Origin of the sequence: Desulfacinum hydrothermale DSM 13146, assembly GCF_900176285.1 — a bacterium.
Classification (GTDB): domain Bacteria; phylum Desulfobacterota; class Syntrophobacteria; order Syntrophobacterales; family DSM-9756; genus Desulfacinum; species Desulfacinum hydrothermale.
Window position 1 is genome coordinate 48,439 of sequence record NZ_FWXF01000002.1, and the last position, 12,676, is coordinate 61,114.

A 12,676-nucleotide genomic window follows, 5' to 3' on the forward strand; every position below is an offset into this window, starting at 1 on the left:
CCATGAAGATTGCTCTGGAAACCCTGGGTTGCAAGGTGAATCAGTACGAAAGTTCCGCCTTCCTGCAAGGCTTTTTGGACCGGGCCCACCAGGTGGTCTCTTTCCAGGAAGAAGCGGACCTTTATGTGGTGCACAGCTGCGCCGTCACTTCCAAAGCCGCCTATCAAACCCGGCAATTGCTGCGCCGTGCCCGACGCCTCAACCCCCGGGCGCTGATCGCCGTGCTGGGCTGCGATGCCCAGGTGGACTGGGAAAGGCTCGCCCGGGACCAGCTGGCCACCCATATCATCGGAAGCCAGGAAAAGTTCCGCCTGTGGAATTGGCTGGAGAAACCGGCGGATGTGCAAAATCCCGTGATAGCTGTGAGCGATTCCCGATCCTACGGATGTCTGGAACCCATGCCGATTTCCCGCATGCTGGGCGAGCGCAGCCGCGCCTTCCTCAAGGTGCAGGACGGATGCAACGCCTTTTGCACCTATTGTGTGGTGCCCTACAGCCGGGGCCGAAGCCGCAGTTATCCCGCAACGTTCGTGGCGGAACAGATGGAGCGGTTCCAACGCGCCGGCTACCGGGAAGTGGTCCTCACCGGCATCCATCTGGGCCAATGGGGCCGGGATCTGGAGCCCCCGTCCGACTTCCACGAACTGCTCCGCGCATTGGACCGGAGCCAGCGGCCGCAGCGGGTTCGCTTGAGTTCCCTGGAATCCAGGGAAGTGACCCCCGAACTTTTCCAGGTCCTGGAAACGCTTCCCTGGATTTGCCCCCATTTCCACATTCCCTTGCAAAGCGGTGACCAGGAGATCCTGGCGGCCATGGGACGACCCTACACACCTCAACAATACGCCGAGACGATCCAGGGTCTCCACCAGCGTTTTCCTTCGGCCGCCCTGGGAGCCGATGTGATCGTGGGCTTTCCGGGAGAAACGCCCAGGCAGTTTCAAAACACCTACGAACTCATCCAAAATCTTCCCCTCACCTACCTGCACGTCTTTCCCTTTTCACCCAGGCCCGGAACCCCGGCGGCGGAACTGCCCGGCCGAGTGGTGGGACCGGAACTGAAGGAGCGGGCGAAGGCACTGCGCGATCTGGCGAGGAAAAAGAAGCGGGCCTTTGAGCAGCGCTTTGTGGGCCGCCGGCTGGAGGTGCTTGTGGAAACCCGTACGCAGGAAGGCCTGTGGTCCGGCACGTCGGAAAACTATCTCCACGTGGTCTTGCCGGCGGATAGCCCCGTGGCGGCGGGCCAGATCGTAGCGGTTCAAGTGGAAAAACAAACGCCCCAAGGGCTCCTGGGAAGCTGCCTGACAATGGCCGCTCGGCCTTTCGGGCCTTTTTGACAAATGCCATTCCACGGTGTTATTCGATGGTTTTGGAGTTTTTTAGGGGCAAGTTCCGAACCCACGCCTACTCCCGCCAAGTTAGGGCGGCGGCACGAGCCCGCCTGATCGTCCCAACCTTCCGTCCGTACAAGATAGGAGCAACCTGGGCGTTCTCGGAAAATCTCCCGGGCACACCGTGAGCCATCCTTCCCGGAAGCTCTCCTGTGTTCTGGCCACGGACTGAGCCTCTTCCGGGGAATATGCGAAAGATTGAAGCACCTGCGCCCCGGCGCCCATCGATAGACTGCAACCGGATGAGATCCGGGAGCAACGGCGGAAAAGTGGGTTTTGCCTTGTGGCGCCAACGGCGGTGCCGGCTGACTCGTGGAAGCACCCCCCTGGGATCTACCGGGGAGGCCTGAAGAGGAAGAACGGCATGAGGCGGAGATCGGGGGGATCGGATCCCCGAAAGGCCCGGGTTTCTTCATCGTAGCGATCCACCAGGTCCTGGACATACTCCCAGACCAGACGCCGCCGTTTGTCCCCCTCGACGCAGGTATCCACAAACCCTTGCAGGCTTTCGGCGACGGATTCCGGATCGGCCGCGGAAAAGATTTCCGGCCACCGCTCCACCGGCAGCGGCTCCACCCGCCGGGATTGCCCCAGAAGGTTCCAAGCCGCTGCGGTAAACAGAAGACTTCCCAGGGTCACCTCTTCCAGAATGCGCACCTGGGCCTCGGCCCAGAGGCTTTCGGCAAGTTGGGATGTATCGGCTTGGAGCGATTCGAAAACCGGAGCCAAGGCGGCCACCACCCGGACCCAATGCGCGGCGTCCCGGAGATCTCCGCGATCCTGAATAAAAGATGGAACCAGCCGCGGGCGCTCCTTCCCCTGCAAACGGGTGACCTTGGCGGTCTTTTCCAGGAGTCCTTCCACGCGTTCCGACCACGGCCAATCCAGGATGGTGAGCCCCGAAGGCCAGCGGGACAGCCATCCACCCTTGACAATGCGCCGAAGGCTCCGCTGCACCTCCGCCACTTTGCCGTGTCCCAGCCGAAAAAGATGCTCCAGATAGATCTGCTCCAAGGCCGATCGGGCCAGGGTCACATCCCCCGCCGTGATGAGTTCCAGGCCCAGATTGACCATGGCCGCGGCCTTGCCAGCCGCCTCGTGAAGGTCTTCCACGTCCTCCGGAGACACGGCGTCGGCCACCACCACCTTGTTGGCCAAGGAGGCCATCTCCAGTTGGAGAGTTTCCACCACGCGGGGGTGCTCCACACCTGCCAGGGCCCGCCAAAGAAGCGCCCCTTCCGGCACGGCCACCAGGGCGAACGCCGGGGGATTCACCGCGTCTTCGCCGTCTCGTTCCAGGAGCAGCTTGTCGTGGGTGAGGTCGCCGGGATCCAGGGCCTTGTAGATCTCCAGCGCATCGTAATAGTCCGGAATGGCCCGATCTTCCAGTCGACCCCTGTGAAAACGGTAGGCTTCCTCCTCCACCTCCGCATCCAGGGCCCAGATGAGGTGGTCCATGAGCTCCTTATAAAACCCGTGGTGGGTTTCGAACAAGAAGTTCAGGATGTTGCGAAGCAGGTCCTCGTGTTGCGGGTAGCGGGCTTCCCAAAAGTATTGATCGTCCAGGGTGTTCTTGGGAAGCCCATCCAGGGCCTCCGTGAGATCCTTATCCTCCGGAACCTGCACCACACGAAGCCATTTCTTGAAAAGGCTGACCAGGAACTCAAAGTCCGCATGATAAAGCCAGGCCAGCAGCTTCCGCCCACTGGCTCGATAGAGACGATCCAACCATTGGATGGCGGGGCCGGGGACGATCCGATCCTTGCGCCACATCTCCAGGTCAAAAACGTGATTGATCTGGTCCACCCGGGCCAGTTCCAACAGGGGCAGAGCGTCCTCGGGCCCGATCTCCTTCAGGGTCAGGTAAAAGTCCTGTTCCGGCAGGGCAGCCACCACCGCCTGGGCATCGGCACGGGCGAGGATGGTTTCCATCCGCTTTTTGGCCGGAAGGGTCATCAAATAGGGGCCCACCTCCCGGGGTGGGAGCTTTTCCAGACGCTTGGTTTCCAAATCGACGATGCGTTGATCCATGGTTTCCTTCTTGGGTGGCATGGGACTGGGTCGGGCCAAGGCCCAAAGGATGTGTAGTCTTAGTCAGCCTCTTCGTCCAAGTCAAGGCCGTCGGGTAAGCACTTTGGTCTTGCACCGACCGCGCCGAATGTTTACGGTGTGCGACGATAAGGCGTGATTGCCGCAACCAAGGCCAATGCAGAGGAGTAACCGTATGCTCGTGATTGAGGACCTCCAAGTGGAGTTGGCCGGAAAGCAGATTCTCAAGCACATCGACCTGGAAATCAAACCGGGCGAGACGCACATCCTTTTCGGCCCCAATGGATCCGGTAAGACCTCCCTGCTCATGACCATCATGGGATACCCCCAATATAAGGTCACGGCAGGCAAGATCACCTTCAAAGGCGTGGACATCACTCACATGCCGATCAATGAACGCGCCCAGCTGGGCATCGGCATGGCCTATCAGAGGCCGCCCACCATCCACGGTCTGAAGACCCGCCAGATGGTCAAGATCTGTGCGGGCAACGGGGACGATGTGGACCCCGAGGCCCTGGCCCGGCAGGTGGACTTTGTGGATTTCCTGGATCGTGACGTGAACTCCGGCTTTTCCGGAGGAGAGATCAAGCGCTCCGAACTCTTGCAGCTCCTGGCTCAGAACCCGGATCTCATGCTCTTCGACGAGCCGGAATCCGGCGTGGACTTGGAAAACATCGCCCTGGTGGGCAACACCATCGCCAAGCTGCTCCAAAAGGAATGCTCCCCCACCGACCTCAAGTCCATGCTTCAGCTAAAGCGTGAACGTACCAAGATGGGGCTCATCATCACCCACACAGGGCACATCCTGGAATACCTCACGGCGGACAAGGGTCAGGTGCTCTACAATGGCGTTCTGAGCTGCGCCGACAACCCCCGGGACATCCTGCGGTGCATCAGCGAAATGGGATACGAGGAGTGCGTACGATGCGCAATCGCGAACAACTGAAAGAGAAAGCCCTCAAGGCCAAGGATAAGCCGGCCGCCATCGGGCCCGACCTGGATCTGAGCCAGTACGACAAGGCTCCCGTGGAACATCGCTACATCGATCACGACGAGCTCCTTTCCTTACCGTCCCTGGAAAAGGAGCGGTTGGTCATGGCCGGAATCGACATCACCGAGCAGGAACGCGTCGGCACCTACATTCAAAAGGACACCGCCGTCGTTCACTGTGACGTGAAACAGAACGGCATTGAGGTCATCCCCATCAAGAAGGCCCTGGAACAGTACGACTGGATCTGGGACTACTACTGGAAGCTGGTGGCCGTGGATGCGGACAAGTACACGGCGGCGGCGGAGCTAGATCTACACGACGGTTACGTCATCCGAGCGCTCCCGGGCGCCAAGACCGTCTATCCCGTCCAGGCCTGCCTCTACATGGACAAGAACAACCTCCAGCAAAACGTGCACAACATCATCATCGCCGAGGAGGGCTCGGAACTGCACGTCATCACGGGCTGCTCCACCTCGCCGCACATGAAGCGGGGAGCCCACCTGGGGGTTTCCGAGTTCTTCGTCAAGAAGAACGCCAAGCTGAGCTTCACCATGATCCACAACTGGGCCGAGGACATGGACATTCGCCCCCGGTCGGTGGCCCAGGTGGAAGAAGGGGGGCTCTTTCTCAACAACTACATTTGCATGAAGCCCGTTCGGAGCCTGCAGATGTACCCCACCACCCATCTGGTGGGGGAAAACGCCGTGGCCCGTTACTACAGCATCATCGTGGGAAGCCCGGGGTCGGAACACGACCTGGGCGGCCGGATTTATCTCAAGAAGCCCGGGTCTCGTGCGGAGATTGTGGCCCGCACCATTTCCAACGGCGGTAAGATCGTGGCCCGCGGCCACCTGATCGGGGAAGTACCGGAAATCAAGGCCCATCTGGAATGCAAGGGGCTCATCCTGAACGGAGGCATCATCCACGCCATCCCGGAACTGGAAGGCCATGTGGACGGGGTGGAGATGAGCCATGAAGCCGCCGTGGGCAAGATCGCTCAGGAAGAGATCGCTTACCTCATGTCCCGGGGTCTCAGTGAAGACGACGCGGTGGCCACCATCGTGCGAGGCTTTCTGAGCGTGGACATCCCCGGCCTTCCGCCGCAGCTCAAGGCGGAAATCGACCGGGCGGTGGAAGAAAGTGACAAGGACGTCATGTAGTGGGAATCGGTGCCGGGAGCCGCTCCAGGCTCCCGGTCCTGGGTGGAACCATCGAAGGGGAGGCGAACCATGAGACGTTTCGTGTCGGTGCTGATCCTCGTCGCTTTGATCCTTGGCTCCATTCCCGCAGCAACGGCCTGGGCCGGTGACGGCGCAGCCACGTGGTCCCAGGAGGACCAGACGCCCCAAGGGGAGTGGATCCTGGCGGATCTTCTGATCATGCGCCCCCTGGGGATTGCGGCGTGCGCGGTGGGATTTGCGGGAAGCGTTCTGGCCATCCCCTTCGCCGCCATGTCCCATTCCGACAAGGACGTGAGCCGTCGGCTCATCGCCGAGCCCTTCGCCTACACCTTCACCCGTCCCCTGGGCCGCCTGGACACACCCTAAAGGGACCGTGATCCGGAAACGGCGTACGGGCAGGCTCTAGATGCCGCTCCCGCCACACCCCAATCCATAACCTGGAAGACGATCCACCCCCTGCGGCGGGTCGTCTCCATATCAGCACACATCATTCAATCGGGCCTTTTCCCGGACCAGGGAGAGCCAATCCCGAGAGCCGCAGCCGGGCAGCAGCTCTTTCCATTCGGCATAGACGGCCTCCAAGCTCTGTGGAAACGGGGTGCCGTCGGCGGCCATGATCCGCGCCAACGCCTCCCAATCGGGCAGGCTCTCGCCTCCGGCCTCCAACGCGGCCGCCAGTTCCAGAAACCGCCCTTCTTGGTTCACGATGCTCCCTCGCTGCTCGCCGAAAGCCGCCAGGGGGAGCACCACATCGGCCCATTCCAGGGCGGGACCCGCCACGTTTTCCTGAGCCACCAGAAATTCCACCCCTTGGAGCGCCTCCATGGCCGGGCTTCCCGAAGCGGCCAGATGCCGACTTTCCTGCACGAAAAGGCCCTTGAGCCGGCCCTGGGCCAGTGCCTCCATCGTTCCCACGGAAGGTCTTGCGGGAAGATCCCCGGCCTCCCACACTCCGGCCACCTTTGCCACAGCCGCCGCATCGTCCAGCGATATCCATCCGGGAAGCATGGCCGGGGCCGCCCCCACCAGGAGAGCCCCCAGGGAATTGGCCCCTGCCAAGGCAGGATAGATCCCCGCTCCCTCGCTCTGCCCTTCCCCTTGCGTACCCACTGCCAGGGCCGCCAAGGACTGGAAGGCGGCGATGCGGCCCCTTTCGGGCAGGCGGTTCAAGGCCGCGGCGTCCACCACCATGGCCCACCCCGGCTCCGCCGCCAGTCTTTCGCACAAGGCCTCCAGCCTGTCTTTTAGGGACGTGGGAACCGACCAGGCATCCGCCGTTCGCATCACCTCTTGCTCTAGCTTTCCAAGGCGATCCGAATCGGGCGGGACGCCTTTTTTCTCCATCAGCCGGGCGGCCAGTACCGAGAGAAAAGCGGGCCACTGACTGGGTTCCACCTCCAGCGGGTCCGTTGCGCCTTGCGGCCCCGAGGCGTTTGGGGGCCCCAAGCAAATGAGCGAGGCGCCGCGGTTTCCAACGGCCCGACGCACGAAGGTGCCGAGAACCGGGGCCGTTTGAAACGCTTCGCCGATGCTAAGAATCCTCGGAGCCCGTGCCAGCGAAGCCAGGGGAGCCAACAGAGCGAAGCCTTCCCCTGCCAGGTGGACGGCCCGCACCAGAGCTTCCACCGCCCCTCTTTCGGGAAAGTCGATGTGGGGGGTCTTCAGGCCCAGGCGCATCCATTTCTGCAGGAGATAAAGCCCCTCGCAACTTCCACTAAAGGAGGCCAATGCGCCCACACTTTCCGGCCCGTACTTTTCCGCGATGGCCCGAAGTCCTTGCACAACGCGGTCCACCGCCTTTCCCCAACTCGCCTCTTTGAGCGTTCCGTTTTCCCGAACCAGGGGTCGCAACACCCTCCGTTCCTTCCACTGGTCGTCGTAGGCCCGAAAACGTCCCCGGGAACAGGTGGAGGCATGGTTGGGAGGCACATCCCGGCCGTCCGCGATCCACACCAGCCGCCCCCCCTTGACCTTCAGGTCCACTTCGCACCCGCATCCGCACTGGACACAGTGGCTGGGTACGGACTGCCAATGGAGGCGCTCCACCGCCCTTCCCTGACGTTTTTCCATCAAGGCCCCGGTGGGGCACAAATCCACGCACAGACCGCAGGAGACGCACTTGTCGGTGAAACGGGGCCAGTCCTTGAAATCGATGGCGTCGCTGCACTGGAAAATGCGACAGGCCACGGCGCACCGTTCGCACCGGATGCACTTGTTGGGGTCCAAAGCGATGGTTGGATGGGTATCGATGGCCGCTACCCGCTGGAAATGGATCTTCTTGGAGGGCTGCTCCCTCCAATCCACCTGGAACTCGTTCATGAGTTCCCGAAGGCGACAGTCGAAGGCGGCGCTGCAGCCGCACGCCAGGCACCGCTGCGCCTCCCGTTGGGCCTGGGCTTCATCGAAGCCCAGTTCCACTTCCGCAAAACCGCCTAGGCGCTTGGCCGGCTCCATTTCCGGCATTCGTTCCCGGGGTAGCACCTTGTAGATCTCGAAAGGCGCCTTGTCGATGGACTCCAGGTCGCCCTTGCTGATGTTGAAATGGAGCGGTTCCGGCTGCACTTCCCCCACCTGGAAGAAGCGGTTGAGGGAATAGGCCGCCTTGCGACCGTCGGCCAGGGCCGCCACCACTGTCATGGGACCCCGGAACAGATCCCCTCCCACGAAGATCATCTCCCGGCCCGTGTGCATGCTGCGAGGATCGCCGCCGATGGTGCTCCATCGGGTGATGGGAATGCCCTCCATGCCGGGATCCTGTTCTTGGCTCAGGACCATGGGATATTGACCGATGGCGCTGATCACCTGATCCACGTCCATGAGGGTTTCCGACCCTTCGATGGGAACGGGTCGGCGCCGCCCGCTGGCGTCCGGCTCTCCCAACTCCATGCGAATGAACTCCAGATGGGCCACTTGCTTGCCATCACCCAGGATCCGGGTGGGAGCCGCCAAAAGATGAATCTCCACTCCCTCGGCTTCGGCCTCCTCGATTTCCTCATGACTTGCCGGCATTTCCTTGCGGGACCTTCGGTAGAGGATGGTGACCTTTTCGGCTCCCAAACGCAGGGCGGATCGAGCGGCATCGATGGCCACGTTGCCGCCGCCGATCACCGCCACCCTCTTCCCCACCCGGACGGACTTTCCAGCCGCGATGTTTTCCAGAAACTCCACACCGCTTTCCACTCCTTGCAAATCTTCTCCCACGATGCCCAGTTTGCGGCTGGCCCAGGCTCCGATGGCCAAGAAGATGGCCCCGTAGCCTTCCTTTTTCAGATCATCCAACGTGAAGTCCCGCCCCCACGTGACACCCGTGCGCACACTCACTCCCAGGCTCAGGATCCCCTGGATCTCCCAGTCCAGGATCTTCTTGGGGAGTCGATACTCGGGGATCCCGTAGCGGAGCATCCCGCCCAGCTTGTCACGGGCCTCGAAGATGGTCACACCGTGCCCCATGGAGCGCAGGTAGTAGGCGGCGCTCAGCCCCGCAGGGCCTCCTCCCACGATGGCCACATGATGTCCCGTGCTTTCCGGCACTTCCGGCAGCACCCGCCGGCCCGTCTTCATCTCGAAATCGGCCACAAACCGCTTGCAGTGGTTGATGTTGACGGGTTCATCCACCAGGTGACGCCTACAGGCGCCTTCGCACGGATGAGGACACACCCGGCCGATGCTGGCCGGCATGGGGATCTTTTCCTTGATGAGTTTGACCGCTTCCAGGTACTCGCCGTGTCGAATCAGGGCCAGATAGCCCTGAATATCCACGTTGGCCGGGCAGGTGAGCGAACAGGGAGCCACGCAATCGCCGTAATGGGTGTCGAGCAGGAGTTCCAGGAGCAGCTTGCGGGTTTGGAGCAGCTCCGGGCCCGTCGTGCGGATCACCATGCCATCTGAAACGGGCGTGCTGCACGCGGCCTTGTATTGCTTTTCGCCTTCCACCGCCACCACGCACAGCCTGCAGTTTTCCAGGGGGGCAGCAGATGGGTGTAGCACAGGGTGGGCACATGGATCCCTTCACGTCGTGCCACCTCCAGGATGGTGCTCCCTTGGGGAGCCTGTATCGTCCGCCCATCGATTGTGACCGTCACCGTCTTCGACATAGCCGTCCTCCGCACCGAGGTTATGAAAGTCGCACACCGTAATCCGTGATCCGTGTATTCCTTAATGAGTGGCGGGCAATGGGAGCCCGAGGGCGCAACGGGCGCGTCCCCGATCGTCCATGTCTCATGTTCCATCACCCATGACCCTAGATCCTTGCCATCCTTGGTCGTCACGACCAGGCCTGAAAACCGTTTGGAGACAGTGATGAACCGCGACGGCATGGACCCGTTGCGGCGCTTGTCGTCCTGACTCGTCGGGCGGCACCTACCGCCGGTGCGGGCGTTTGAAAGGAGAATCGAAAAGGCGGGGGAATGGGGCCGGATCAACAACGGGCGCGGTGAACAGGAAGTTCAGGCGAACCGGAACAAGGACTGTTCGTTATTCTTGTCGTTTCAGGAGCAAGTCGATGTTATGGCGCAGGGCCTGGGGGTCCACCGGTTTTTCCATGAAGATGTCCGCCGCGATCCAGTCCAGATCGTCTTCCACGCTCCGGGCGTAGCCCTTTTCCGTTTCGGGCTGTGCCGAAACGATGATGATGGGCAGCTTGTGAAACGTCTCCTTCTGGCGCAGCTGCACGGCGAATTGGAGCCCTTCGTCCACCGTGGCCATCATGATGTCCAGCACCAGCAGATCCGGTCGGCTTTCTTCAAGGAGCTTCAAGCCGTCCTGGGTGTTGCCGGCGGTCAACACCTCATAGCCGAACCGCTTCAAAATAGCCCCGGTAATCTCCAGGAAACTGGGATCGTCGTCGATGATCAGAATGCGCTTTCCACTCATTCCACTCCCTCCCCGTGCCGTGGCGCATCCGGGCCTTGATTGACCCCGGAAGGCACCTCCACGATGAAATTCACTCCCTCTCCTTTGGAGCTTTCAACCCAAATCCTGCCTCCGTGGCGTTCCACGATGGTTTTTGCGATGAACAGCCCCAGGCCCGTGCCGCGCGTGGCGGACCGGCGTGCGGAGGGCAGCCGCTGGAACCTTCGAAAGAGCTTGCTTTGATCCTCGGCACTCAGCCCCGGGCCGCTGTTCCACACTTCCAGCCGAAGCCGGCCGTGGGCCGTCTCAAAGGCCGAAACGCGTACCTTCCCTTGATTTTCACCATATTTGACGGCATTGCTCAACAGGTTGGTGAGAACCCCCCGAAAAAGCTCGGGGTCCAAGGCCCAGGAAAGATCCGTCGGCATGTTCTTTTCCACCTCCATGCCCTTTTGCCGAATGGCTGGTTCCAGCCCCTGGAGCACCGGCTGCACGATCTCCTCATCCAGCCGCACGGACTTAGGATGGACGGGAAACTCGTCCTTTTCGATGCGCGACAGGTCCAGGTAGTGCCGGATCATCTCCATGGACTGTTCCAGGTTGGCACAGATGGCGTCCACCATGGCCTTCTGTTCCGGCACCAGAGGGCCGAAGATCTCCTGGCGAAGGGCATTGGCGCTCATGTATCCATTGGCGATGGGCGATTTGAGTTCATGGGTGACAAAGCTGATCATTTCCAGGTAGTACCGGTTCAGCCGTTCCAGCTCCCGGTTGGCCGAGTTCAGTTCCCGGTTGGCGGCGACCAGCGCGTTCATGTGCGCCTTGATCTCGCTCAGGTCATGGAAATAGCCCACGATGCTGAACCTGCCGCCATCCTCTTCCAAGCGGGTGGCGGAAAGTCGAATGGGGACGCGCCGACCTTCCTTGGTGAGCACCTCCGTGGTGTAATCCACCAGAACGCCCGGTCCGCCGTATTCGTCGCTCAACAGGGCGGCCTTGACGCGCCGGGCTCCGTCTTCCGGGTAGATGTCCCCGGCATTGAGGCCGTAGACGGCTTCCGTCGCCGTATAGCCCAAGAGCCGCTCCGCCCCTTTGTTGTAGAGGATGATCGTGCCCTGGTGATCGCTTGCCATGATTCCGTCCGGGCACGCTTCCAGGAGCCTTTCCTCGAATTCATAACGCCGGCGGAGCCTTTCCTGATAAGCGCGAAGTTCTGCAGCCATGAACCGGAAGCTGAGGATCAGGCGCGTCAGTTCATTGGCTCCCGCCTTCTCCAGAACGGGGCATTCCCGGCACACTTCGCTGAGACCGGACTCCGCATCGTTTTGCCTCCTGATTGGAAACAGTGAAAATCCCTCCCACGGCCACCGTCCCCCGACCACGGCGCCCGCATCGTCCACCAGATGGGGGCACGTTCCCGCGTCGGTGGGCAGCGTCCGAGCCCACGTGGAGGGCTCCAGTCTCTTTTTGCAGGCGGGCATGGGCTCCCCGCGCTCGATCACTTCCTGAAGCCTTCCGCGCGCCATAAGATCCGTCATGGCCAGAAGCTCCCGAACCGGCCGGGTGATCCGATCGGTGAACCATCGGCTGACGAAAAAACCCACCACCAGGATCAGGGCCGTGACGGAAGCGAGGGTCAAAAAAAGCTTCTGTCTCATGGGCCACATGAGCCCGGCTTCAACCCCCACCCGGAGAATCATTCCGTGGGCCGAGCTTTCTGGGGAATCTGGAGTCACCACCACTTCAAAAAGGTCCCGCCCACAATCCGTGCAGCGCCGAAGCACGACCGGGCCTCTTCGATCTTGCAAACGCCACTTGATTGCGTCCCGTGCAGGAACATCGCCGGCCCTGAAGAAGGGACGCCCGGCCTGGGTTTCAACGGTCACATATCGGTAACCCGGGTAGAAGCCCAGGCGGTTTTCCAGTTCCCGGCCCGACCTCGCCCCCCACCAACGCTTTTCCGCCGCCCAGCGATCCAAGAGGCGGCCCAGATCCATGAGATCTTCCTTTACGGCCGTATCCAGCGCGGGAAGGATGGCCGTGCGAATACCCAGCCAGGCGGCCGCCACCACGAAAAAGATGAGAGACAGGGAGACCACGCTGATGGACGTTTTCAACCTGAGCCGTTCCAGAAATTCCATTCCCCCCCCATCGTCAGGGGTTTGCCGGCTTGTGGGAAGTTGCAAATGATGTGCATGTGGTTACGGAAACATGTG

Annotated in this window: 9 protein-coding genes; 4 read left to right on the plus strand and 5 right to left on the minus strand. The window is 61.5% G+C overall.

Translation table 11 applies throughout. From position 1 onward, the window contains the following. The first annotated feature begins 2 nt into the window (after positions 1 to 2). Complete coding sequence (gene mtaB, locus B9A12_RS02700; RefSeq protein ID WP_084056019.1) at positions 3 to 1,334, plus strand: tRNA (N(6)-L-threonylcarbamoyladenosine(37)-C(2))-methylthiotransferase MtaB; 1,332 nt, start codon at positions 3 to 5, stop codon at positions 1,332 to 1,334. A gap of 387 nt (positions 1,335 to 1,721) precedes the next feature. Here the strand turns inward: mtaB and B9A12_RS02705 are convergent, their stop codons facing one another. Then, on the minus strand, positions 1,722 to 3,419 hold the full coding sequence (locus B9A12_RS02705; RefSeq protein WP_084056020.1) for a DUF6178 family protein: 1,698 nt from the start codon (positions 3,417 to 3,419) through the stop codon (positions 1,722 to 1,724). Between the two features lie 193 nt (positions 3,420 to 3,612). Between B9A12_RS02705 and B9A12_RS02710 the strand changes: the two genes are divergently transcribed. The 3 genes from B9A12_RS02710 to B9A12_RS02720 all read left to right on the plus strand — a co-directional run bounded on the left by B9A12_RS02710 (position 3,613) and on the right by B9A12_RS02720 (position 5,975). Next, positions 3,613 to 4,383, plus strand: a complete 771-nt coding sequence (locus B9A12_RS02710; protein WP_084056021.1) for an ABC transporter ATP-binding protein — start codon at positions 3,613 to 3,615, stop codon at positions 4,381 to 4,383. Further along, positions 4,362 to 5,588, plus strand: a complete 1,227-nt coding sequence (locus B9A12_RS02715) for a SufB/SufD family protein (RefSeq protein WP_084056022.1) — start codon at positions 4,362 to 4,364, stop codon at positions 5,586 to 5,588. Before B9A12_RS02710 ends, B9A12_RS02715 begins: the two co-directional genes overlap by 22 nt. A gap of 69 nt (positions 5,589 to 5,657) precedes the next feature. After that, positions 5,658 to 5,975, plus strand: a complete 318-nt coding sequence (locus B9A12_RS02720; protein ID WP_084056023.1) for a hypothetical protein — start codon at positions 5,658 to 5,660, stop codon at positions 5,973 to 5,975. Between the two features lie 111 nt (positions 5,976 to 6,086). On the opposite strand, the gene B9A12_RS02725 is transcribed toward B9A12_RS02720, so the two are convergent. The 4 genes from B9A12_RS02725 to B9A12_RS02740 all read right to left on the minus strand — a co-directional run bounded on the left by B9A12_RS02725 (position 6,087) and on the right by B9A12_RS02740 (position 12,601). Next, complete coding sequence (locus B9A12_RS02725) at positions 6,087 to 9,596, minus strand: FAD-dependent oxidoreductase (RefSeq protein WP_084056024.1); 3,510 nt, start codon at positions 9,594 to 9,596, stop codon at positions 6,087 to 6,089. Beyond that, the gene (locus B9A12_RS17930) at positions 9,482 to 9,925 is read right to left on the minus strand and encodes a 2Fe-2S iron-sulfur cluster-binding protein (RefSeq protein ID WP_084056025.1); all 444 of its coding nucleotides are present in this window, start codon (positions 9,923 to 9,925) and stop codon (positions 9,482 to 9,484) included. Before B9A12_RS17930 ends, B9A12_RS02725 begins: the two co-directional genes overlap by 115 nt. 157 nt (positions 9,926 to 10,082) lie before the next feature. Continuing rightward, positions 10,083 to 10,481 carry a response regulator gene (locus tag B9A12_RS02735; protein ID WP_084056026.1) on the minus strand — a complete coding sequence of 133 codons (399 nt, stop codon included), beginning with the start codon at positions 10,479 to 10,481 and terminating at the stop codon, positions 10,083 to 10,085. Further along, the gene (locus B9A12_RS02740) at positions 10,478 to 12,601 is read right to left on the minus strand and encodes a PAS domain-containing sensor histidine kinase (RefSeq protein ID WP_084056028.1); all 2,124 of its coding nucleotides are present in this window, start codon (positions 12,599 to 12,601) and stop codon (positions 10,478 to 10,480) included. Before B9A12_RS02740 ends, B9A12_RS02735 begins: the two co-directional genes overlap by 4 nt. Positions 12,602 to 12,676: the final 75 nt, after the last annotated feature.